The organism is Spirosoma aureum (assembly GCF_011604685.1).
Taxonomy (GTDB): Bacteria; Bacteroidota; Bacteroidia; order Cytophagales; family Spirosomataceae; genus Spirosoma; species Spirosoma aureum.
In genome coordinates, this window is sequence record NZ_CP050063.1 from 8,338,358 (window position 1) to 8,362,307 (window position 23,950).

Annotated in this window: 24 protein-coding genes; 5 read left to right on the forward strand and 19 right to left on the reverse strand. The window is 48.3% G+C overall.

Annotated features, from left to right (window positions below; translation table 11 throughout):
- Positions 1 to 21: 21 nt before the first annotated feature.
- Both G8759_RS33355 and G8759_RS33360 read right to left on the reverse strand, forming a co-directional pair.
- Positions 22 to 789, reverse strand: a complete 768-nt coding sequence (locus G8759_RS33355; protein ID WP_167217780.1) for an NIPSNAP family protein — start codon at positions 787 to 789, stop codon at positions 22 to 24.
- A 72-nt stretch (positions 790 to 861) separates the two neighbouring features.
- Positions 862 to 1,749 carry a TIM barrel protein gene (locus tag G8759_RS33360; protein ID WP_167217782.1) on the reverse strand — a complete coding sequence of 296 codons (888 nt, stop codon included), beginning with the start codon at positions 1,747 to 1,749 and terminating at the stop codon, positions 862 to 864.
- Between the two features lie 333 nt (positions 1,750 to 2,082).
- Here G8759_RS33360 and G8759_RS33365 point away from each other — a divergent pair, with 333 nt between their 5' ends.
- On the forward strand, positions 2,083 to 5,304 hold the full coding sequence (locus tag G8759_RS33365) for a gliding motility-associated C-terminal domain-containing protein (RefSeq protein ID WP_167217784.1): 3,222 nt from the start codon (positions 2,083 to 2,085) through the stop codon (positions 5,302 to 5,304).
- Position 5,305: 1 nt separating this feature from the next.
- Here G8759_RS33365 and G8759_RS33370 read toward each other — a convergent pair whose 3' ends face one another.
- Positions 5,306 to 5,653, reverse strand: a complete 348-nt coding sequence (locus G8759_RS33370) for a DoxX family protein (protein ID WP_167217786.1) — start codon at positions 5,651 to 5,653, stop codon at positions 5,306 to 5,308.
- Between the two features lie 135 nt (positions 5,654 to 5,788).
- On the opposite strand from G8759_RS33370, the gene G8759_RS33375 reads away from it, so the two are divergent.
- Positions 5,789 to 6,091: a hypothetical protein gene (locus tag G8759_RS33375; RefSeq protein ID WP_167217788.1), complete on the forward strand. Its 303-nt coding sequence runs from the start codon at positions 5,789 to 5,791 to the stop codon at positions 6,089 to 6,091.
- Positions 6,092 to 6,194: 103 nt separating this feature from the next.
- Here G8759_RS33375 and G8759_RS33380 read toward each other — a convergent pair whose 3' ends face one another.
- The gene (locus G8759_RS33380) at positions 6,195 to 7,367 is read right to left on the reverse strand and encodes a glutathionylspermidine synthase family protein (RefSeq protein WP_167217790.1); all 1,173 of its coding nucleotides are present in this window, start codon (positions 7,365 to 7,367) and stop codon (positions 6,195 to 6,197) included.
- Between the two features lie 98 nt (positions 7,368 to 7,465).
- Between G8759_RS33380 and G8759_RS33385 the strand changes: the two genes are divergently transcribed.
- Together G8759_RS33385 and G8759_RS33390 are read left to right on the forward strand one after the other, a co-directional pair.
- Entirely contained in the window at positions 7,466 to 8,425 is a 960-nt protein-coding gene (locus G8759_RS33385; protein WP_394353337.1) for a nucleoside hydrolase, read from the forward strand.
- 40 nt (positions 8,426 to 8,465) lie between these two features.
- Positions 8,466 to 8,876, forward strand: a complete 411-nt coding sequence (locus G8759_RS33390; protein ID WP_167217794.1) for a thiol-disulfide oxidoreductase DCC family protein — start codon at positions 8,466 to 8,468, stop codon at positions 8,874 to 8,876.
- Positions 8,877 to 8,900: 24 nt separating this feature from the next.
- On the opposite strand, the gene G8759_RS33395 is transcribed toward G8759_RS33390, so the two are convergent.
- The 5 genes from G8759_RS33395 to G8759_RS33415 all read right to left on the reverse strand — a co-directional run bounded on the left by G8759_RS33395 (position 8,901) and on the right by G8759_RS33415 (position 14,546).
- Positions 8,901 to 9,755 carry an alpha/beta fold hydrolase gene (locus tag G8759_RS33395; RefSeq protein ID WP_167217796.1) on the reverse strand — a complete coding sequence of 285 codons (855 nt, stop codon included), beginning with the start codon at positions 9,753 to 9,755 and terminating at the stop codon, positions 8,901 to 8,903.
- 257 nt (positions 9,756 to 10,012) lie between these two features.
- Positions 10,013 to 10,699 carry a hypothetical protein gene (locus G8759_RS33400; protein ID WP_167217798.1) on the reverse strand — a complete coding sequence of 229 codons (687 nt, stop codon included), beginning with the start codon at positions 10,697 to 10,699 and terminating at the stop codon, positions 10,013 to 10,015.
- Positions 10,700 to 10,982: 283 nt separating this feature from the next.
- Positions 10,983 to 12,638, reverse strand: a complete 1,656-nt coding sequence (locus tag G8759_RS33405; protein ID WP_167217800.1) for a glycerol-3-phosphate dehydrogenase/oxidase — start codon at positions 12,636 to 12,638, stop codon at positions 10,983 to 10,985.
- Between the two features lie 122 nt (positions 12,639 to 12,760).
- Entirely contained in the window at positions 12,761 to 14,008 is a 1,248-nt protein-coding gene (locus G8759_RS33410) for an MFS transporter (protein ID WP_167217802.1), read from the reverse strand.
- Positions 14,009 to 14,132: 124 nt separating this feature from the next.
- A complete protein-coding gene (locus G8759_RS33415) occupies positions 14,133 to 14,546 on the reverse strand; it encodes a hypothetical protein (protein WP_167217804.1) in 414 nt (137 codons plus the stop codon).
- A 42-nt stretch (positions 14,547 to 14,588) separates the two neighbouring features.
- Between G8759_RS33415 and G8759_RS33420 the strand changes: the two genes are divergently transcribed.
- On the forward strand, positions 14,589 to 14,774 hold the full coding sequence (locus G8759_RS33420) for a hypothetical protein (protein WP_167217806.1): 186 nt from the start codon (positions 14,589 to 14,591) through the stop codon (positions 14,772 to 14,774).
- A gap of 10 nt (positions 14,775 to 14,784) precedes the next feature.
- Here G8759_RS33420 and G8759_RS33425 read toward each other — a convergent pair whose 3' ends face one another.
- The 10 genes from G8759_RS33425 to hemA form a co-directional block, all read right to left on the reverse strand.
- Positions 14,785 to 16,032 (reverse strand): MFS transporter, encoded by a 1,248-nt coding sequence (locus G8759_RS33425; protein WP_167217808.1) that lies wholly within the window; start codon positions 16,030 to 16,032, stop codon positions 14,785 to 14,787.
- A gap of 37 nt (positions 16,033 to 16,069) precedes the next feature.
- A complete protein-coding gene (locus G8759_RS33430; RefSeq protein WP_167217810.1) occupies positions 16,070 to 17,353 on the reverse strand; it encodes an MFS transporter in 1,284 nt (427 codons plus the stop codon).
- A 178-nt stretch (positions 17,354 to 17,531) separates the two neighbouring features.
- On the reverse strand, positions 17,532 to 18,488 hold the full coding sequence (locus G8759_RS33435) for a hypothetical protein (protein WP_167217812.1): 957 nt from the start codon (positions 18,486 to 18,488) through the stop codon (positions 17,532 to 17,534).
- On the reverse strand, positions 18,488 to 19,042 hold the full coding sequence (locus tag G8759_RS33440; RefSeq protein ID WP_167217815.1) for an NADH-quinone oxidoreductase subunit B: 555 nt from the start codon (positions 19,040 to 19,042) through the stop codon (positions 18,488 to 18,490). Before G8759_RS33440 ends, G8759_RS33435 begins: the two co-directional genes overlap by 1 nt.
- A gap of 55 nt (positions 19,043 to 19,097) precedes the next feature.
- Complete coding sequence (locus G8759_RS33445; protein WP_232074050.1) at positions 19,098 to 19,646, reverse strand: hypothetical protein; 549 nt, start codon at positions 19,644 to 19,646, stop codon at positions 19,098 to 19,100.
- Complete coding sequence (locus G8759_RS33450) at positions 19,643 to 20,110, reverse strand: NADH-quinone oxidoreductase subunit A (protein WP_167217817.1); 468 nt, start codon at positions 20,108 to 20,110, stop codon at positions 19,643 to 19,645. Before G8759_RS33450 ends, G8759_RS33445 begins: the two co-directional genes overlap by 4 nt.
- A 130-nt stretch (positions 20,111 to 20,240) precedes the next feature.
- Positions 20,241 to 20,849, reverse strand: a complete 609-nt coding sequence (locus G8759_RS33455) for a porin family protein (RefSeq protein ID WP_167217819.1) — start codon at positions 20,847 to 20,849, stop codon at positions 20,241 to 20,243.
- A 117-nt stretch (positions 20,850 to 20,966) separates the two neighbouring features.
- Positions 20,967 to 21,527: a YqgE/AlgH family protein gene (locus G8759_RS33460; protein ID WP_162389289.1), complete on the reverse strand. Its 561-nt coding sequence runs from the start codon at positions 21,525 to 21,527 to the stop codon at positions 20,967 to 20,969.
- 141 nt (positions 21,528 to 21,668) lie between these two features.
- Positions 21,669 to 22,262 carry a DUF4230 domain-containing protein gene (locus tag G8759_RS33465; RefSeq protein WP_167217821.1) on the reverse strand — a complete coding sequence of 198 codons (594 nt, stop codon included), beginning with the start codon at positions 22,260 to 22,262 and terminating at the stop codon, positions 21,669 to 21,671.
- Positions 22,263 to 22,333: 71 nt separating this feature from the next.
- Positions 22,334 to 23,617 (reverse strand): glutamyl-tRNA reductase, encoded by a 1,284-nt coding sequence (gene hemA, locus G8759_RS33470; RefSeq protein ID WP_167217823.1) that lies wholly within the window; start codon positions 23,615 to 23,617, stop codon positions 22,334 to 22,336.
- Positions 23,618 to 23,950 lie beyond the last annotated feature (333 nt).

Consider the following 23,950-nt stretch of genomic DNA (forward strand, 5'->3'; position numbering starts at 1 on the left):
CAACAGCCAAAGTTCTAAAAACTAAATTTGAGAATAGTTGGTCGGCTCCAGAAAAATCCGGATAATGTTTGATACTGTGTTGGCATATTCCGGCGCCTGAGCAGTAGTTTTCCAATCAGGATCGGCGCTAAATTGTTTCCAGTTAGCGTCACGTTCTGCCATATCCTTAAATGTTAGCATATAAGTTAGGCAAGGCATGTGCTCACCCGCCACAACCTCCCCAAAAAATACCGGGTATAGTTTCGTTTTGTTAAAGATCTTGATCTCATCCACATTAAACATTTTTATCTTCCGCCGAACAGCATCTTCGATATAGCCTTCGTAGGTACGCAGTTCGAAAATTCTGGGTTGTTTTTCGGGTACAATCAGTTGTGGTAATCCATCAAACGCGCTCATCAATGACGTGCTATAGCGACCAAAAGGCGCTTTTTCGGGCGGCAGGCTTATATAAGCCTGACTGGCCTGCCCAAATGCCTGATCGCTGGTCAGCTTGCTGGCCGCCGTAATGTATGCATCCCAGGATGGGTAGGGAATCAAAACGTGTAGTTTGGCCGGGTCCGATTTACCCATCTCCCGAAAAGCCCCTACATTCTTAACACCTTGCCGGTTTAGCGCCGGAATCAGTGCATCTTTTAAGTAATTTTCAATAGTCGATTGCGGAGAGCCGTACTTGGGCTCATAGGTTCGCCATTCATATACGGCTTTCTGTGCATCAGGCTTGTTGCTTTCAGAATTCGCCAGCGCAGGAACGGCCAGTAGCGATGAGGCCACAAAATTTCTTCGTTTCATTTAGAGTCATACAACCCCAGCCCACAAGCCTGTTATTGGTTTGTGGGCTGAAGTCGCGTTTAGTTCGTTTTTCTAAACACTAATTTTGGTCAGATTCCGATAACTGATGGCAATGGATTCCAATGGGGGGCGCTTGCAGATATCCTGCTCTACGAAATAGTGAGTCAATCCTGCTGTTTTCTTCGCGTCGAAAATACGCTGGAAATTGATCGACCCTAAGCCTACCTCCGCAAATTCACGCTCTTTTGTTTTGGCCATATCTTTTATGTGCCAGAGCGGGAAACGGCCAGGATGTTTCTTGAACAGGGCAACGGGGTCCTGCCCTGCGAAGCTGGCCCAATAAAGATCAAGCTCCATCTTCACCAGATTCGGATCAGTGCCTTTCAGGATAAGATCGTAGGGCAGTTGACCGCCCATGGGCTTAAATTCAAAATCGTGGTTATGGTAAGCAAATTGAATGCCGGCGGCTTTACAAAGCTCCGCCGATTTGTTGAACAGATCGACATGGCGTTTGTAGTCATCCATTTTGCGTTCTTCCGGAAACAGATACGCACATACCATGTATTTCTGGCCAAGTGTAGCCGCATCGTCGACAGCCCGCTTCCAGTCCTTTTTCAGCGTGCCCTTCGCGTTGGGCATGGTGTTTCCGGTAGTATAGTGACCGCTCGGAGCCGACAAACCCAGACTCTTCAGTAACGCCGAAAACTGAGCGGGTGTTTTCCCGAAAAACTTACCATCCGAATAGCCAAATAGCTCAACTTCTTTATAGCCAATCTCAGCTACTTTTTTCAGCGTGCCTTCAACGTCTTTCGGCAGTAAGTCACGCAGGGTGTATAGTTGTAAGCCAACGGTTTGGGCAGGCTTGGCAAATACATCAAGTCCGGGAGTCAGAACGGCGGCCATCGCCAGCGCACTGGTTTTAAGAAAATCCTTACGGGATATGTTTTGTGAACCGTTCATAGGAATGGGAATTAATTAGTATTACCTCAATAAGAATCAGATGTAATCCGCCTACTCTTTACCGCCTGACCCTTGCCCGTTTATCGGCCAGCTCAGCATGCTTGATCAACGCAACCAGCCGACTGCCTGGTCCTTAGTAAGGCCTATAAATCACTCGCTAACCGTTTGAATTATACCAAATCGCAGTCGTTCATAAAGTGACTATTTAGTGCTCCTTTTCTACTACCATTCTGACTAAATTGCCAGTGAAGTACTTAAGCCATAAACGTGATCATAGCCTTATCATTTTATGAACAAAATCACGTTATTCACCTGTAGCTGACCTCTTACTCTATGCCGCGTTTTTACTCGTTATTTCTTTTTATAAGTCTGTTTACCACAAGTCTTTGTGCAGAACCGGTTGCTTTTGTGCAAAACCGTGGCCAATGGGCAGATGAGGTACGGTTTCGGGCAGAAATTCCGGGCGGTTATCTGTACCTGAAAGCCAATGCGCTGCATTACGTTTTCTACGATGGTGCAATCCTATCCAGCCATCACACCCCAACGGCAGGGCAGCCCATGAGCGATCAGATTCCAGGGCATGCCGTTGAAGTTCGGTTTGAGGGAGCCAATGCTGCAAGCCAGATTGAAACCAGTCACTCCTCTCCTACTATCCGCAATTATTTTACAGGCAAGCATCCTGTAGGTCATGTTTCAGCATTTAGTGAGGTGCTTTACCACGACCTTTATCCGGGAATTGATCTGCGTCTATATGCCTATTACCAGACGCTCAAATACGAATTTATTGTTCACCCTGGTGCCGACCCAGCCGCCATTCGACTGGCCTATTCAGGTGCCAGTCGCGTACGAATGGATAATGAGCAGTTAGTGGTCGAAACGAGCCTTCAGTCGATTACGGAAAGTCGTCCCTATTCCTATGTCAGTCAGAACGGTCGAGCCATCGAAGTCGCTGCACACTGGCAACTCGACGCCGACCAGCCTACGACTACCGTTCGAAAGGCAGGTTTCCGATTTCCAAATGGGTACGACAAAACACAAACGCTGACCATTGACCCCGAACTGGTTTTCTCTAGCTACTCCGGTTCCTATTCCGACAACTGGGGCATGACGGCTACCTACGATACAGACGGTAATCTTTACTCTGGCGGCATTGTGTTCGGGCCAGATTTCCCGGCCATAACCGGGGCGTTTCAAACCAAGTTCAGTGGCGAAGTCGATGTAGCCGTTCTGAAATTCAGCCCGGATGGTAGCAAACTGCTTTATGCCACGTTTCTTGGCGGCAAACAGGCTGAAGTGCCACATAGCCTCATCGTCAATAACCGGGGAGATCTCGTGATCATGGGTTCCACCTCCTCAACCGACTTTCCAGTAACAGCCGGTGCTTATCAAACCAAAACCCAACTGGGTACACCGGCCTCCTACTCCTTCGCGACCACGACCAGTATTGAGTTTAATAATGGCAGCGACCTGTTTATTTCTATTCTCAGTCCCGATGGTAAGCAGCTAAAAGCCAGCACATTCGTTGGAGGAGCCAGTAAAGATGGAGTGGGTGCCAGTTTAACCACCGGCATTCATGGTGATGGGATATCTTTTCGAAATTATGGCGATGATCTTCGGGGAGAAGTAATTGTCGGTCCAGACGACGACGTTTATGTGGCCAGCGTAACAGAATCTACTGATTTTCCGGCCGCTGCCCTCCCCATAACCGGGAGCAATCAGGCCGATGCGGTCGTTTTCAGATTAAGTTCTGATTTATCGCAACTTCGCTGGAGTTCCCGAATGGGCGGTAGCGGTTATGACAAAGCGCATAGCCTTAAATTAACGGCATCGGGCAGCTTGTATGTTTGTGGAGTCACCACTAGCCTCGATATGCCCGCCAGCACAGATGCCCTTAAATCGAAGCTGGAAAGTACAATCCATGTCGACGGATTCGTCGCTCGCTTTGATAATCAGAAAATAGCCCGGATGACCTATCTGGGTACCGAAGCCGAAGACATTGCCTACTTGCTGGATATTGATCCCGACGGTAATCCATACGTTTTTGGGTCAACACGCGGTAAATATCCTGTCACGACGGGTACCTACCAGAATGCGGGAAGCAGCCAGTTTATTCATGCACTTGACCCGAATTTAGCAAAGACCATTTTCTCTACTGTTATTGGGTCGGGACGGTCAACACCCGACATTGCCCCGACAGCATTCCTGGTCAACGAATGTGGCAACATTTACCTGTCGGGCTGGGGCGGAGTGGTGAACGTACGAACCGGCTTCAACACAAGCAGCAACACGACCGGCTTACCGGTTACGAAAGAAGCCTATAAGAAAACAACGAATGGCAGTAATTTTTGGGTCGCACTGCTGGAGCGAGGAGCCAAATCGCTGCTCTATGCCACATTTGTCGGTAGTGAGGCCATCGGTCGGGGCGACCATGTCGATGGCGGTACATCACGCTTCAATAAACAGGGCGTTATTTTCCATGCGGTTTGCGCCTGTGGCGGTACAAATTTCCCTGCAACGGCCCAGGCCTGGTCGAAAACCAACAACAGTACCAACTGTAATAACCTGGCGTTCAAATTTGATGTAGACCGGTTGCGGGCGGGTTTTGACACCTATCGCGGTACGGAAAAAGGCGTCATAACAGGATGCACACCCCTTACCCTCACGTTCCAGAACACAAGCTCTGGTGGCAAACAGTACCAATGGCTCATCGATGGTCAGGTCGTCTCGACCGATACGGCCAAAACGAGCTATGTGTTTACCAAAGCCGGGCAATACCTTGTCAAGATTCGCGCCTATAACCCGCTGACGTGTCAGCGAGTGGATTCTGTCCAGCAACTGATTACGGTCAATCCGGCCAATTTCCAGATCAGCCCCGACACAACCATCTGCCCCGATGCCAGCGCCCTTCTGAGGGCCAGCGGAGCTACAAAATATGCCTGGTCACCAGCCGATGGATTGAGCAGTACAACCATTGCCAATCCAATTGCCAGTCCAAAACAAACGACGACTTACACGGTCGACATGACCAATGAATTTGGCTGTGTAACTCGCAAAAGTGTAACGGTAAACACAGATGCGTCATTTCGGCCGGATTTTACGGTCCAGGTTGGCGAAGACTGCAACCAGGCGGCTCAGCTTACATTCGTCAATAATACAAAGAATGCGGACCGATATGTCTGGCAGTTGGGCAATGGTGACACCGTTCGAACGCCTATACCCGAAAACTATCAGTACAATCAATCGGGGCAATACACGATTACACTCACGGCATCGCGTAATGGCTGTTCTCTAAGTGCGACAAAGACCATTAGCGTCGAGAATCTGAATAACATCCCAAATGTTATCACGCCCAACAACGACGGAAAAAATGATGTTTTCAACATTGGCCTGTCGGGCATGAAAATGGTGATTTATAACCGTTGGGGCCGACGGGTGTTTGACGCGTCACCTTATCAGAACGATTGGGGTGCTAATGTTGAAAATGGCGTCTATTATTACCTGCTCACCACCCCCGCCGGAACCCAGTGTAAAGGATGGCTACAAGTACTTCAGTAGCTTAAGTATATTGATAGGCCCACCAGATCAGGAGGCCCTGTATGGGCAATCGAGCCCAGCGCAACCAAACCGGAAATTTCCGAAACCGGCTGGCAGTAGCCATATATACATTGGCCGGAAAGACGGCAATGAGCAATAGAATCAACCCCCAGGCCGATAGCGAACGGGTTGCCGGAAACAGTAATCCTATTCCCAAAAGCACTTCAGCTACACCACTCAACATTACCAGCATGCTATGCGCCGGAATATAAGGCGGCATTATGCTGAGATAGGTTTTGGGGTTTATAAAATGATTCAGTCCAGCAGCGATGTAAATAAATGCCTGGATGTAAAGGATTAGGTTATTCATTAATCAAGCGGTTTTGCTGCGGGACGGGTGAATTGTATCGATTTCTCCGGCATAAACAATAAACGATAAATGAACGAATATGGATTAAACCTTTCTTGACAAAGCACGTCCAAGTAGCACAAAACAACAAAACTGATGAACGCAAAGGGAATAGTAGTGGCCGTTGCAGCGCTGTTTTTGTCTATTGGTGCTTATGCTCAAAGTCGGCCAGAAGCATCAACAACTAAACATAGGCTGACTATTAACGAACGGAAAGCAAAACGGGCAGAACTAAAGGCGAAACTCGCACAGATGACACCTGAAGAGCGGAAAGCCTTTAAACAGGCGCACCACGACAAGATGCAGGCCCGCCTGAACGCCATGACACCCGAGCAACGCGCAAAAGTGCTGGAACGTCGGCGTCAGCACAAAGCGCAAAAAGACCAGGAAGGAAAGTAATTAAGTTGGTTAGGTTTGCTATTACCCCACCGTGACTGAAGCGTGGCCTGCAAAATTGCAGGCCACTTTTTTTAGCAATGATACAGCAGCGATCCAGCTATTATTATTCGACCACATGCCCAACAAAGCCTGCACCATTGTCTAAGATCAAACCACCGCGCCGGAATCCAAGTCCACAGGCTTCGCCAGCGTAAAAAACTCCGGCCTGATAACTATGCCCGGTGGAGTCTTTCGGAAACTCAACGTATTCCTGATAAATTTTGGGGTAATCGCCGTAGTCACCGTCAACGGCCTGCCGTTCGCTGCCATCGGTGTTCAGAATGCGCACATTGGCACCCTCACGCCCGAACAATACTTTCTCAACGCATACTTTACTGACCAGTGGCTTTGTATCTACTTCCAGCAACAGCGGATGATCTGGGTACAATTCCCACAGAATTTTCAGAATGTATTTCGATTGAAAGAGTAGCGTATAGGCAGGGTTCAGGATCAAGGCCAGGCGTTTACGAACCAGCTCTGTCAAAATCTCTACCAGTTCGGGTTCGTCTTCGGCGATTGCTTCCCAGGGAATCAGTTTAAACCAGAAATCAAGCTTTTCGAACTGACCATTCTTCGGATTTTGCCAGAAAATACCTTCCTCATCCGAAAATTCGACGCTATCAATAAAATCGAACTCAACCTCAAAACCAGCCTCACGAGCGGCTTCGCCAAGCAGAGCGACGTTGGCATCGTCTTCGGGGAAGTCGCGCATGGCCGATAGTAACAAAGTTGGTTGCAGGTCCGGATTCAAGGCCAGCAACTCTTCAAACTGGCCTGTAAGCGTTTCAAAAACAGCATTGAACTGATGGCTTTCGTCAAAACCATTGGCCCGAAGGTGAGCATATTGCACCACCGCCGTTTCGGGCAAACAGGTTGCGGTATCGGCGTTGAATTCGATCAGTTTAATGGGTTGGCCATCAATTCCACCGGCTATGTCAAAGCGACCATACAAATGAATGTTCCGATCATCGTCCCATGATAATTTTATCAGCTCCACCAGATTAGCCGGAATGCCAAGTTCAGCAAATCGGTTCTGATCGATAACATGCTGCCCGGCGGCAATGAACATCTCGAATAGTTCGTTAGCCGCTTCATAATACGCATCTGCTTCGGCAGGCGTTACCAGCACTACCTCGTTGGCTAAATAAGGCAATGTATCCTGCCCGAGCATCCAGTCCCATCCGAGATTGCGAAGTTGTACATCGGGTGAAGCAGCGAGTGATTTGAGCGAAATCATGGAAGGAGTCAAGTAAGTTGGCAAAAAAGAATGCTTTCTGTGTGCAAAGGAACTACTCTATGGCCCGCCTGCACCTTATTTTCGTTGGACTGCTTTTTATGCTGACGACCGGTAAAACTCAAGCACAATCAGTGCCAAAATCTGCAGTACCTGTCATTTTTGATACGGATATGGGGCCAGATTACGACGATGTTGGTGCCATTACGATCCTTCACGCCCTGGCCGATAGTGGTCAGGCCCGGATTCTGGCCACGATTGCCAGCACGAAGTACCCTAAAGTGACGCAGGTATTGAGCGTACTGAATACGTATTTTCATCGGCCGAACATTCCCATTGGCGTACCTAAAGGTGATGCCGTTACCGATAAAGACACGCAGCACTGGTCTGATACACTGGTCGCTCATTATCCTCACGCCATTCGGTCAAACAATGAGGTTCCGGATGCAGTGGCGCTCTACCGACAGATTCTGGCTAAGCAGCCCGACCGGAGTGTTACCATTATTACGGTTGGTTTTCTGACTAATCTGGCTAATCTGCTCAATTCAAAACCCGATCAGTATTCCAAACTTTCGGGAAAAGAATTGGTATTGAAGAAAGTGAAGAAGGTCGTTAGCATGGCGGGCAAGTTTCCGAACGGACGGGAATACAATGTGTTCAGAGATACACCAGCCTCAAAAATTGTCTTCGAAAACTGGCCAACGCCCATGTTGCTAAGTGGTTTCGAGATCGGCCAGCAGATTCATAGTGGTTTACCGCTAACGCAAAATAACCGAATCCGAAACAGTCCTATAAAAGACGTTTTTGTTATTTCCCTGCCCAAATCGAAGGAAGATAAAGGCGGCCGTATGAGCTGGGATCAAACCGCCGTTCTGGTTGGCATTAAAGGCTATGCACCTTATTATACAGTAAAATCGGGTCGATTGGCACTAAACGCCGACGGTTCCAATGGCTGGGACGATGCGGGAAAAGGGCATCAGCACCTGGTCGTAAAAATGCCCGTATTGGCGGTTGAAAAAATCATCAACGATTTGATGCAGCATCAACCCATTAAGCGGTAAACCAGAACGGGCAACGGCCATTTAGTGTTATTAGAAAACTATGGCTACCCCTTCGTCTCAACCGACCCTGCTTTTCGACGGCGTTTGCAACCTTTGTAATGCGGCCGTTACGTTCGTGATCAATCACGATTCAAAAAAACATTTTCGGTTCGCATCCCTACAATCACAAACCGGTCAGGATATACTTCGCCAGATCGGTCGCCCGACGGACCAGTTTGACTCTTTCGTATTGTGGGAAAATGGTCGCTTTCACGAGCAATCAACAGCGGCTCTGCTCGTGGCTCGTCAGTTGTCGGGCGGATGGCCATTGCTCTACGGGTTCATCATTATACCGAAGGCTATCCGGGATGCTGTCTATCGTTTCGTTGCCCGGAATCGTTATCGCTGGTTCGGTCGGCGGGATGCCTGCATGCTGCCCACTCCTGAGTTGAAAGCTCGTTTTTTAGCCTGAACGACTTATTTTGCCAAACTATTTTTAGTGGCCACTCTCTTCTTTATTCTCCTTAAAAAAATCCAGTACTAGTTTACACAGCATCTCGCTTTTTAATTCGGGCATGTCATGTCCCATATTTGGGTAAATACACAATTGCCCTTTTTTGAGCGATCGAAATATATTCATGCTATGCTCTAGTTTTATCATGTCGCGATCTCCGCGTATAATCAATACGGGTACGGCAATGCGGGAAAGTTTGTCGTCGGAAACTTTGATTTCTCTTGACCACATTTTTTGATTATCCTCCCAAAACTTAATCCACCTGTCGGGTTGAGGATTTAGGCTCTGATAATGTTCAAGCCAGTCTTTGTCCTCTTTTACGGCCTCTACAGTGTACTCCTTTTTCAACGCAATTCCTTCCTCAGTTAGCCCGCTTGATCTGGTATTTGAAGCTCCGCTGACAACTTTCTTTATTTTATCAGCTCTATTGGCAGCAAGCAATAAAGCCGTATTCCCACCCGTACTCCAACCCATTACGTAAGCGCTATCCAGGTGAAGCTGATCAATAAGTACAGAGCAATAATCGGCTAACAAGTCCCCACTCAAACTGTCGGCCTGCTCAGATCGGCCATGTCCTGGGGCGTCCGGTGCTATTACTCTGAAGTGTCTCGCTAATTCTGGAATAATGCCACTTAGATTTTCAATCGATCCAAGTCCCTGGTGCAGCAGCAGTAAGGGTACCCCGTTACCATATTCTTCATAATAAATTTTTGTTCCGTATATGGTCAGGTATTTTCCATTATTCGAGCCATAGTTGACAGATTTTTCTGATTCTTCTGTCTTATTGCAGGAGACAAGTAGTATACCTATCGCCAGGTAGTACATAAATTGTTTCATAGCCGTATTCCTCGCTTGAGTTGGTGAAATCATTTCCAGTTCAAGAAGGCAATAAATCAGCGCATCTTTTGATCAGCGCCCGGCATTTATGAAACTTTAACAGCTTCCTGTGGTCAGGATTTTCGCTCAGTGGTGTGCCGTATAGTTAGACTGTAAAATAGGCATCCTGGAACTCCTTTAGCAGCCTGATTCATATAGCGAAGAAACCCCGGAGAGACTCATGTAGAAAGATCTGACCAGTATATATTCTGGTTTCATTAATACTTAGCGTAATGGTCAATGTATAGTTTACTGACCTTACCACCTTCGAAATGTACCTGAATCTGATCCATTTGATCAGGACCGGTCGAATAACCGAAATACCATTGCGGTGATTGATCCATGCCCGAATCGTAAGCTGCAGAAAGATTTTTAGTCAACAAGGAAATGTATTCAAACTTGTTCGTATACGCTTTTAAGCTCCTGATACTGGCTAGTTTTTCATACAGAGACGAAACAGGATCACCTACCCGCACCGACGAATTGGCAGCTTGTTTTTCAGGCCATTGAGTAAGTTGCTGGCCACTGTTTAGATAGATACCCTTAACTGCTTGCCCTTCAATAGTAATTTGTACGCCGGAGTCGGATCCTGGTTTTTGATCCAGGAGAATATATTGATACAACGGCAGTCTCTCCTTCAGTGTCGTGAGCTCAGAAAACACGTTATTGACTATGTTCAGGTAAATAACCCCTTTCGTTGACTGAAGTGCCTGAATTTTAGGGTATACGCTTGCCGCTTCTTCGTCAATGGCTATGCCTAAATAATTACCGCTTTTGATGCTATCACGGGTGATTCGATAGGGTTCGGGTTCCGGTCCTGTAGTCTCGGGCGTAACGGAAGGTTCCATCTGGCATCCATAAACAAGGGTCATTGACAGCAGGAATCCAATAAAATTAGTTCTCATGAGTTTGGGGGTTGTAAAGGACTGACCCACTCACTGCATTATTGGTTGCAATATCCGATAGAAATCTGGCTACGCTATGCCCGATGGGTAGTTTGAACTAATCTAGGCCGGAAAAGTCAATGTACTGATGTCTCCATTATTTTTGGAGAAGAGGCTTTACCCTGAAACGGAAACCTTTAGTAATCGGGAGGGCTATCACATTGCCTGGCTTGACCATAGGCAGTTCATACGGATAATGAAAAGCCAGATAATCGCCAATGAACGAACTGTACCTATAGAATATTTATACTCGTGCAGTTGTTACACGTTCAGTCGTTAACCCGGCCTGCGTTCTGAATGAACGGAGTAAAGTCTGATACGTCTCGATCTGTTCCGATTGATACTGACTACTCCAGCCTAATTCGGTAGCCATCAAACCGGCAACCAGAGGGGCTATTTGGGATGTCAGCTGCCAGTCCGACAATTCGAGCCGCCAGCGTCGGGCCAGTACATCGCGGAGTGTTACGGCCATTTCCTGCTGCACCTGATAAACAACCTCAGCTCGAATAAAGGGCTGACTTTCGGCAAGTTTCTCGCGTAGACCAGAGCGTTCAGCAGTAAGCTGAGCCACACGTTCAGCCCGATCGCCATAGGTTTGCATCAGATGCTGGCAAACATCAGTTGGGAGATTATAGTGTTTCTGTAATACCTGCCAATCCTCAAAGCGATACGTTTCGCCCCCAACCAGGTAATGAAGTTCTGTTGTACCAATCGCTGGTTTATTCAGCAGTTCGCCCACACGGTCAATAGCATCCTGCGCCATCAGTCGATACGTTGTCCACTTGCCACCCAGTAAACTCAACAGGCCCGATTCGGAATCATGCTCAACTTCATGGTCGCGCAGGAGCGTTTTTGTATCGGCCCGGCTACTTACAATCAAGGGTCGGATTCCACCAAAACCAGCCTGAACCTGGTTTTTATCCGGCGTTTTGGCCAGATAAGGGCGTAAGGTATCGAGCAGGTAATCAACCTCAACGGCCTCAAGTACGGGTTCATGTTTCAGGTCCGTGTAGTCATTGTCGGTCGTGCCAACGAAGACCTTGTCGCCAAATGGAATGGCAAACACAACGCGCCCGTCGGCCGTTTTCGGAATCAGTATGGCACAATCGCTCTGCAGGGTTTCTCGAGGCAGCACAATATGAACGCCTTTGCTTGGCCGAATACGCCGGTCAAGGGCTGGATTAGCTAATAAACGGATCGAATCAGAAAAAGGCCCGGTGCAATTCAGAAAAAGCGTTGCCCGGATCGGAAATGTCTCGCCCGTTAACTGGTCCTGCACAATGGCCTGTGTTAGTTGCCCATTTTCTCGTACAAAATCCGTTAACGTAAAGTAATTGACGACAGCGGCACCCGCTTCGTCGGCAGAATGAGCCAGCGCAAGTGCGTAACGGGCATCGTTAAACTGGCCGTCATAATAGAGAACAGCGCTATGCATCTGGGGCGTCAGCGTCGGCATTTTATCGAGGGCCTCGGCCTTGTTCAGCCAGCGTCCTTTTGGAAAGCTGTCGTGTCCGGCAAAAAAGGCATAAAGTGCCAGCCCGATGGACATATACATACCCTCGAACCAACTGAATACGGGAGTCAATAAAGCCAGAGGATGCGCTAAATGAGGGGCATTACGGATTACAGTCCGGCGCTCGGCCAATCCATGCCGAACCTGTTTTAATTGTGCCAGATCAAGTTTTTTAATTGCCTGTTCCAGATACCGAACCCCACCATGAATGAGTTTGGTTGAACGCGACGATGTTTCTCCGGCAATATCACCGCGATCAATCAGGGCAACCCGATAACCGCGCAGTGCAGCGTCGAGAGCGGCCCCGGCCCCACTGGCTCCGGCCCCGATGATGCAAATATCAAATGTCTCCTCCTGCAGCCGCTTCCGATTATCGTCCCGATTCATGCATCAAAGATACACAGATTTGCTGTGTCTGCTGGTTAAGAGGTTGTTAAGTACCCGATCATTTTTGGCAAACGGGCCTTCAATACAATAAGTAGAGGTTATGCAACTATGAATAAAACGCTTTAGGCTTCGGTATAATCCAATTCTTTCCCAAACGTTTCTTCCATGGTTATCAGCGACCAGAAACCTAACCCAAAGCAAACCAGGGCCACAATGGCCGCTGCGCCCAGTACACCAACAGAGGGTTTCATGGCCTGAAATGCCGGAATACTGAGCAATGTGGTCGCACGAACGTTATTGGCAACGGAGGTCGTGGCTGTTGCGCGCAGGTTGGTACCAAAACTTTCGGCTGTAATGGTCAGAAACATCGCAATGTAGCCAATGCTAAAACCCATGCAAAGGCAAAGCGCGTAGAACGTACTGGCGGAAGAAATTACTCCGGATAAGTAAACGAACACAAAAAACGCCGTAAGTCCCATCATCAGACCGATGGCTTTCTTCCGAGATCGAAGTCGCTGGCTCAGGATACCACTCGACAGATCGCCAATAACCGTACCAATGTAGGTAAACATCACGCACCGGCCGGGTTGAATAGCCTCGTCAATGCCAAGCGCCTTCCCAAATTCATTGCTGAAAGTGGCCAGAATGCCGATGACAAGGTATGTTGGAAGAGCTATTCCCATACAGCGGAAATACCGCAGAACACGGTCTCGCCCGTGGAACAAAGCCCAGAAATTACCCCGCGAGACGCTGGTTCCCTGTACTTTCTTGAACATAGCTGATTCGAGCACACTCACGCGTAATGCCAAAAGCCCTAACCCCAAACCGCCACCGACCAGATAGGTCGTACGCCAGTCAAACAGTGTAACGGTAAAATAAGCAACCACAGCTCCTAAAAGCCCTACACTGGCCACCAGAGACGATCCGTAGCCACGAAGCTCTTTAGGAAGAATTTCGCTCACCAGTGTAATGCCCGCGCCAAGCTCGCCAGCTAAACCAAGGCCAGCCACAAACCGAAACCACGCATAAATTTGTGGATCATGCACAAAGCCACAAGCCAGATTCGCCAGTGAATACGTGATAATTGAGCCAAATAGTACCGATAATCGCCCGCGTTTATCGCCCAGAATGCCCCATAGAATGCCACCAAGTAATAATCCGGCCTGCTGATAATTCAGAATTCGTCCGCCAATGAGCGAAATTTCCGCTTCAGAAAGACCCAGATCTTTCAGGCTGGGTACACGAACAATGTTGAACAGGAGCAGATCATACACATCCACAAAATAGCCCAGCGCGGCAACAATTACCGGCAGCGTAAATAAGGGTCGAAGCGAAACAGGCGAAGAGGAAGTACTAATTGTCGATTGCATACTAGTCAGGAATAGCATTGGCAAGTTATAAAAGAAGTCGTAAGTTCTTAACTAAAAAAGACATGGAGCAATGCCCCATGCCTTTCATGTTTCTAACTTCTATGCGTGAATTCCTCTGTACTAATTAATTCATTGAGATGAGCCGCGTTGGTAATTGCTGCTCTATGGTTGGGGTTGTCAGTTTGAATGTGCGCTCTTCGGTCTGGTTACCATCCGAAATACGGAAGGTGTATTTACCATCACCAACCTGACTCAAATCAAATTGCTGGCGATAACCATTTTTCTTGCCTCCTTTTGCAGGCAATGCTTCGCGGAACATGACCTGACCTTTTTCATTGAGTAGCTCGACACTGATTTTATCGTCGACTTTATATTTCTCCAGGCAAAGCCAGACTTTAGATACGTCGTTGGCAGGAAACATCGCAATGGCAAATGCCTTTTGCTCGGGTTGATCGCCTGGACCCAGTGCGAACGATGATGCGGATACACTTAAAACGAATGCTAATGCACTTGCGACGAATTTGATGGAGGTTTTCATTGTGTTGAATTGTTTTGTTTAGAACCTTTAGCTGTCAACCCAATGATGCGGATAAAGCCGCGAACCGCTCGCCTTCGTGAGCAACGGTTTAAGAAAATGATGAATGGTTCAGGGCAGAAATTTGCGGTTAAGAAAACCTTTCCTGACCGAATAGCGGAGATCGATCAGGCACTCATGTCAAAAAAAGCCTCATTCCGACAGGAGATCGGAATGAGGCTCAATGCATGACTGGAATGTCCTACTCTACAAAGTCCAGATCTTTCCCAAACGTTTCTTCCATTCGACTTAGTGACCAGAACGCCAGCCCATAAACAATTACGCCCAGCAATCCGGCAGCCACTAATGTACCTACGGATGGTTTCAGCGCCTGAAAGAGTAGTGTCATTGGAATCAATGTTCCGCGTACAACACTCGGCACCGAGGTCGTGGCCGTGTTGCGGAGGTTGGTGCCATAAAGTTCAGCTACCATCGTTAAAAACATGGCGATATAACCCGTACAAAAACCGGCCAATAGACAAACAGTGTAGATACCGCTTGCCGTACGGATACCGCCAAAGAGATAAATGCCGCTCAGGAGCGCACTAAAAATCAGTAGACCCGTAATGGCTTTGAGCCTTGATCGTAACCATTGACTGATCGGGCCGCTCAGCAGATCACCACCGGCTAAACCAACATAAATCAGCATCACGCAACGACCGGGTTTAACGCCTTCAGCAATGTCGAGTGCCTGTCCAAACTCATTGGCAAACGTAGCCAGAATACCGACTATAAACCACGTTGGCACACCGACAGCTACGCATCGAAGGTATTTGATTAGCTGGGGCCAGCTACTAAAAAAATAAAGAAAATTACCGCGACTAACGCTCTTGTGCTCTACTTTCAAACGGCTGAACAAACCCGATTCAAACACGCTGACCCGTAGCAGCAGTAAGACCAGCCCCATGCCACCGCCAACCCAAAATGCGGTTCGCCAGTTGAAGTATTCGACCGTCAGGTAAGCTACTCCCGCTCCCAGATAGCCAATTCCGGCTACCATCGACGACCCGTAGCTTCGAATTTCTTTCGGCAAAATTTCGGATACCAGTACCATGGCAGCTCCGATCTCACCCGATAGACCAACCCCGGCCACGAAGCGCAGTAACGCATAGGTATTCACATCCTGCACAAATCCGCAGGCTATGTTGGTCAGGGAGTAGGTAAGAATACTGCCAAACAGTACCGACATCCGGCCGCGTTTATCGCCCAGAACACCCCATAAAAACCCACCTAACACCAAACCCGCCTGCTGGCAGTTCAGAATAAACGTTCCGGCTTTTGATACATCGACCTCCGAGAGGCCCAATGATTGTAGACTTGGTACGCGCACAATGCTAAAAATAAGCATATCGTAGACGTCCACAAAGAAGCCTAGGGCCGATACAATGACGGGCAAGGCAAACAAGGGGCGGAACGATACTCGGGCAGGTACGCTAGAGACAGTTTGCATAAATTAGTAGCTGAACCGCCGGGCGGCCGAGCGAGATTTATTCCTCCAGATAATCCAGATCCTTACCGTGAGTCTCCGGAATGGTGAGTATGGAGTAAAAGCCAAGAATGAAACTGATTAGCCCGACAACCGCTCCGGCATTGATAATATCCAGCGATGGTTTGAGCGCCTGATAGGTCAATGTCATCGGAATGACCAGACCACGCACCATGTTCGGAACTGTTGTAGCAGCTGTTGCACGGAGGTTCGTGCCAAATTGTTCGGCCCCAATGGTCACGAACATAGCCCAATAGCCGATGCCGAAACCCATTGCCAGACAAAGTCCATACAGCACGGTTGCGCTTTTAATGCCAAGGAACAGGTAGACAAGCCCGAAAATAAGGGCAATACCCATCAGTAAGGCCACCGCTTTTTTGCGTGATTCCAGCTCCTGGCTGATAAAACCACTGGCAAGATCGCCGATAGCCAGCCCAACATAACACCACATAATGGCCAACCCTGGCTGAATCTCTTCGGTAATGCCCAACGCTTTGCCAAACTCATTGCTGAATGTAGCCAGAACACCTATTACAAACCAGGTTGGCAATCCGATGCCTATGCATTTAAGATAGCGGCTCAGCCGGTCGGCATTGGTAAAAAACGACAGAAAATCACCCCGGCTTACGTGCTTCTGTTCGGTTACGTCCTTGAACATACCTGATTCCACAACGCCAACCCGTAGCAACAGCAACCCAATACCCAATCCCCCGCCGACAAAGAAGGCCATTTGCCAATCGAAATATTTAACCGTAAAATAGGCGACAACAGCCCCCGAAAGGCCAATACCAGCCACGAGCGACGTGCCTATGGCGCGTTTTTCTTTCGGTAGAATTTCGCTCACGAGCGTAATACCCGCGCCTAATTCACCAGCCAGCCCGATGCCTGCAACGAAGCGCATGACAGCATAGTAGGTGACCGGGTCCATAAACGTGACGTTCTTGATAAAACCACAGGCAATATTGGCAATGGAGTAGGTAATAATTGACCCGAACAGTACCGATAAGCGCCCGCGCTTATCGCCTAAAATACCCCACAGGATGCCCCCAATCAGTAATCCACCCATTTGCCAGTTCAGAATACTGGCGCCAACGGTTGAGATCTGGTCGGGTGTAAGGCCCAGATCTTTCAGGCTGGGTACGCGGACAATCCCAAAAAGGAGCAAATCATAAATATCAACGAAATAGCCTAATGCGGCCACAATTACGGGTAAACTTAGTAACCCAGCTTCGGTCGGTTGAGTCGGGCCGCCGGGCGGCTTAGAGGAAAGAGTAGGAACAGCCATACGGCAGAATCTGCGAGTAAAGTCAAAACGATTCTGCAATTATACGAAATGACCAAAGAAGATTGGGAAATCAAGGCAGCTTTATTGGTACAATGACCTTAAAATAAGGAAGTGAAGGACATTTATAGTCCAATATCGCATCCAGCAGTATCGCAGATGCGGGAGTTGTAGTCTATGATCAGTCAACCGGAGGCTGGCTTTTCTCCTCTTCAGAAACAGCAATCGGCGTCGGCTCGACAACGGCCTCCTGCTTCACCATTGGTCGAACGACAGGCACGGGTTTCGGTAATATTCCGTAAATGGCATAAGCCGTTCCGAGTGACCATACTTTCAAGCCAACGCGTGCAAAAACCAGGGACTGCTGCACAACCAGCATGAGCAGAATCGTTAACCAGCCGTTCATGGTAATGGCCTCATCGATCAGGAAATACATACCAAATAGGCCCGTTCCGGTCAAAATCATTACCAGATAAAGCCCGTATGTTTTGCCCGGATTACGTAACACCAGCCTTCCTGCCCGTCCAAATGCCCGTAAAGCGCCACGTTCGTCTTCCCTAAACATCAGCACCTTTGCATAATCACCAATGCAGAGTATAAATGTAACCGTGAGAGCAAACAACGCAAAGAATGAAGCTCCCACCCAGAATAAGCCCCGCTCGGTGAATTTATCTTCCAGAGCAATATGTATTAACGTGCCCAGCACGAGCCACAGGCCCCCTCCTGCCAGCACAAATAGAAAGCTAACGCCAAACAGTCGAAGAAACCGACCGACGTACTGGCTACACGCCTGCCAGAACATGCCAATATCGAATCGCGGCCGGGTCTGCGAAAAACGCAGTAAAATACCTCCGGCAACGAATACACTCAGAAAGATATAAAGGCCGCCCAACCAGCGGCCAACACTAAACAACGGATTAATAGCCCGCTCGCTGCGGTGCATAAAGTCGGAATAAATGGTGTAATCGAAGCCGTTCAGCAGGTTTAGAAAAGCCAGTGAATTTTGGTCTTCAACCTTCAGCGTGTTGTAGAACGGCAGGGCCGCCAGCAAACCCAGCACCAGTGTAATGCCATAGAGAAGCCACAGGAGCCTGGGCGATCCGAGCGTTTGTCGGAGGGTAACAAACAAAGTATTCATCAGGATCGGGTCGAAAAATCGTCAGATTCAGTGGGTTTGTCCTCCGAAAATACGATTTCTTTATTTCCCGACAACGGGTGTTCCGTTCTGATTTTCTCCTGTAGTTTCAAAAAACCGTCGATCAGCGCTTCAGGGCGGGGCGGACAGCCGGGCACATAGACATCGACCGGGATAATTCGATCTACACCTTTCACCACATGATACCCATGCTGCCAGTAAGGACCGCCACAATTGGAGCATGATCCCATCGAAATAACGTACCGGGGTTCGGGCATCTGCTCATACAGTCGCCGGATACGGTCGGCCATTTTGTAGGTAACCGTACCCGATACAATCATAATATCTGACTGGCGGGGCGAAGGGCGTGGAAAAATCCCGAAGCGTTCAAGGTCGTAATTGGCCGCGAAAGCCTGCATCATTTCGATGGCGCAGCAAGCCAGCCCGAAACTCATGGGCCAGAGTGACTTTTCGCGCGACCAGTTCAGGAGTTCTTCTGAATGCATAAGAAGAACACTTGCTTCGCCCGATTTATCTGAAACAGTATTTGATGACATGTTTTTAGTCGATACGTTCGTGGATACAACCGATGCCCGTTTCTTACCAATTTAGTCACTTACTGGTTTTGTCTGGCAATCGATTTAGTAAGTCCTGTTGGTACTCCACACTAAATGGCTCTAACTGCCGCCGTAAGCTGCCTTCCGGATTGGCTGGATCAAGCGGTCGAATAACCCGGCTTGATACATTACCAATGGCCGAGCTTAGTATTAACCCGGCCGTTGCCCCTCCCGCCGAAGCAAAAGCCAGTGTAAGGCCATACGCGACGGGGCTTCTGGCTGGATTTTGCCGCAACGATTCATTCGAGATAAAGCCAACGATCAATGCACCAATCACAGCGCCTGTTATCAGCACCGTTTTTTTATTTTCCCGGCGAATGACCACTTTGCGAACGGCAGCAAGTGAAATTCGTCTGCGCCAGTGCTGAGGTCTTGTTTCCACATACAACTGGCTATCCGTTACTGCGTCCAGAACACCCCGAAATCGATTACCCTCTTTCGTGACAATTCGCACTCGATATTCCTCAACAAGAGGTTCCTGCGCAAATGTTTCTAGTAAAAACAAGCGCATTATCAATGCGGTCAGCACCAGAAAACGGCTCACCGTTTGTAACGATCGTTTACTCTCTGATACAAATCAGCGGGTACTTTCGTTTCCATAGTGGGTACTTTGGGCTGCGGTTTCACCCAGTCCAGGTAACCTTTTGCCCAGACGTAGGCTAGTCCAAGAGCCAGGATTGCGACGAATAAAAACGCTTCCGTCAGTGCAAACCAACCCCATAAACCGCCCGTCTCCCGAATCAGAGCCGCCTGCCCAAACACCGTAGCCCACGGAAACAGAAATACGAGTTCGACATCGAACAGCACAAATACCAGAGCTACTACATAAAACCGGATATTAAACTGAACGTTAGCATTACCGACTGGCTCCTCACCCGACTCGTAGGTGCTATTCTTTTCGACATTCGGGCGGTTCGGGCGGAGCAGTCGTGCCCCAAACAACACGACGCCAATAAAGGCGAACGCAGCCAGAATGAACAATAGAATAATGCCAAAGTCGGACAGCATGGCTTTTTACAGGATGCGGTTATGATTTGCAGTATACGGGTTATGCTATACAGTAGCTAACCTGACTGTATGTTGCTGGATCAGCTAGTATATAGCCCAAACGATAGATCGTATTCCGTATGAAGGAAACTTATTTTTTCTTTTTCGGATACAGGTTATAAACAATCGACGCCTGGAAAACGCGATTCTGATAGGTTGCAGTTGCTTCTGGCGAAACATTCGTCAGGCCATAAATGTAGCGAAGATGCAGGCTAAACTTATCGAGCATATCCAGAAAGTCGTAATGTACGCCAAGGATTACGCCCAGGTCATTGTTCCTGCCCGGCCCAGTACTGGACCCTGAGTTCAACGCATAACTAAACTCAGGCCCAGCCTGTATGGTCAGTCCTTCGGTCGGAATATAGCCAAACAGGATCGGTACACTTAAATACGTATAGGTGTTATTTATGGTCAGACGTGCAGCATTGGTCTGTTCAACCTGAAACGCGCCCCCTTTTACATTGAGCATGAGCTCGGGTTGCAGGACGAGTCTATGAAGCCGGTATCGGTACATAATACCAATATTGGGGTCCAGATTCTGCTTGGGAATGTTGACACTCGTGCCCGAAAGGCTTAGTCGCGTTAACGACCCGCCCACTTTCACACCAAAATGCCCACCAACGGGTTTATTGCTCTGCGCCCGCAAAACCATGGGCGAACCGAATAAAAAAATAAGTAGTAGTAGTCGGGAAACCTGCATACAAAACTGATGGAAGGAAGTTGACCTTCCAATAACGGCTGATTATCCGGAAACGCCGGACCGCCGACAAAATTGGTGAAAAAAGTTAAGATATTACCCTTGCGGCTATGATCAGGATTAATTCAACCGAGGGTCGACCGGGTAATGGGCTATCGATTTAAACTCACCACCCATTCGCTTGAGCACTCCGCGCCAGAACTGATCGGCGGGTGTTTCGAACAGGAAGGTGGCATCGGCGCGGCTCACGATCCACGCTTTCTGGTCCAGTTCACCGGCCAGTTGCCCGGCATCCCAACCCGAGTAGCCCACAAAAAACCGGATGTCACGCTCAGTGAGGGTGCCAACATTAATGGCCTGTTTCACCTGTTCAAAATCACCACTCCAATATAAACCACTCGTTACCCGAATAGAACCATCGATCAAATCGGGCCGACGATGAATAAAATGCAGTGTATTCTGCTGCACCGGGCCGCCAATAAACAAGGACTGAGTCGTATAGACATCGTCAATGACATCCCCTAATTGTAAATCCGTAGTCTGGTTCAGTACCAAACCGAATGTACCAGCGGGGCTATGTTCACAGACCAGCACAACGCTACGGTCAAAATTAGTGTCGCCCATAAATGGCTCGGCAATCAACAGACTGCCATTCGTAACGGGTAGCGTGTTGGCATTCATAGCCCTCGAAATGTTAAAGATTGTTACGTTAAAAACGACATATTAAAGACGATGTTACCAAAATGATGCCGAAAATTATCGCGTTTGCCGACAAGTATTTTTTATACGGATAATTAATTGACATGGATTCCCTGAAGACCCTTATCGTTGGAAGGTGAGCCGCACTTTTCGACCCGAAATTCGTTCGAGTAACGGCTTCAGCATCTGATCGGCATTATGGCGTGTCTGATCCAGAATTCCGCCGTTTAGCGCCGACTGTCGAATCTGTCGTTCAGCCTGCCGGTAAGCGTCGCTAACCAACTGCGATTGATCCAGAAACGAGAACCTCGTATCATAGACCCGCGACCGGTCATGGTTAATTTTCCAGCTACAAAGCTCCGGTTTGGGCAGCAGGACCACTACCGAATCGCCCTCGGCCTGAATATCCTCCGGCTTGATTTGGGTAAGGTCAATGCAGCCCGTTGCCTGCCCTTCTACAATCAACACGGCGTTAGCATTAGGCAGAAATGTATTGATCTGTTCGTGCTCAATAATATCCTTGAACGTATAACTCACCAGTTCCAGTTTTCCCAGCGCCATCACTTCTTTAAGCACGATACGCTGCGTCGTTTTGTCACCGCGCCGAAATCGGCTCATCACATCACTTCCGCGAATCTGCTCCCAGATGGCGATCAGCCCCGCTACCAGAATAGCGACTATAAACAGGCGAAGCAGCGTATTTAAAAACCGAGACATAGAAAGTGCGTAAAAAGCAAAACTCCCAAATCATTAACGATTTGGGAGTTTTGTCAGTATCAATAGACTAATCAATGTGTGTGTTTGTATTCGTCAGCGGGCTGTTTTTCCAAATCAAATAAATCGTTCAGAACGTCGATCAGCGTTTCGGCTTCTCCCCGTTTACAGGCGGCTTTCAGTTGAAGAACAGGCAGCTTGATAATCTTCTGCATGATACCCCGCGTAATTTTGTCCACTTTTTCAGACTCATCGGGGGTCAGGTGCTTCAGGTGACGGGCAATTTCATCCCGGCGAATCTGCTCCAGTGCGTTCTTCAGTTTATTGATCGTTGGCGAAACAACCATTTCCTTCGACCAGTCGCCGAATTCGGCCACGGCCTGCGCCACAATGGCTTCAACCTGCGGAATGGCGGCTAAACGTTGGTTCAGTGCTTCATCGGCCCGGTTACGGATATGATCAATATTATAAACCAGTACGCCCGGAATCTGCTCAACAGCAGCATCGACACTACGCGGAACAGACAGGTCAATAAAATATTTATAGGTCAGTACATTTAACTCCTTCAATAATGCCGGCGTAATTAACGGCTCATCGCGCATAACCGATGAAATAATCACATCGGCCCGACGAATTTCATCGGTCAGATTCGCAAAATCAGCAATGCGGAAGCCATGTTTCTGCGCTAATGCTTCGGTTTTAGCCTGAGTCCGGTTGCAAAGCGTTATGTTTTTCATGTTCCTGGCTTCCAGGTTCATGCAGACATCGGCTCCAATTTCCCCTAAGCCGATTACCAGAACATTCGGATTCTGGTTGTCGCCAACTAATTCGTCGATTAAATCTACGGCTGCGTAGGAAACCGAAGCGGCTCCATCGCGGAAAGCAGTTTCCTGGGCTACCCGCTTGTTCGTAAAGAAAATAGTGTGCATCAGCCGGTGCAGAAACGGCCCGGCCATGTCAAGATCAGCCGACCACTGGTAGGCCTGCTTCACCTGATTAGGAATCTGCATATCGCCAACTACCTGCGAATGCAGGCCAACGCATACCTCAAACAGATGCTGAACGGCATCGGAATGTGCATTGAAAAACTGGAAATAAGGCAAATACTGATCCATCTCAGTCAAGCCTTTTTCTATCAGCAACAAGCGAGCTATATCGGCGTTAAGATCCTGCTCGAACGCGTAATAGACTTCAGTACGGTTGCATGTTGATACAACGAGCAGATCCGATAAGCCAAAAAAATCCCGCAACCGAAGCATCAGCCTCTTTGCTTCATCTTCGTTAAGTGCAATTAGTTCCCGTACCCGGAGAGGAGCCGTTTTATGGGATAAACTAATTGATTTGAAAGTGTCTAACATTGTTACGAATCACACTAATCAGCCAATGGCCAGTGCAAAATTACGGTACAATTACCGGAGATGGAAACAGAGTGTACGATCGGTTTCACTATTTAGAATTCATCCAAATAGTAAGCTCATTTCTTTGCTGAATCCTATTCCTGTTTTTAACACGTATTGCTGCTCAGACGTTCGATTTTACACAATAAACTCATTTTTAACGTTTACACTTGGAGGGCCTGAGCAGTTACCACACCAATACGAGCAAACAAGCTGATTAGTTGCTTGTTGCCCCTATATTTACTAATGTAAAAAGGCTGCTATTTAGGTAGATTTTAAAATCGTAACCCGATT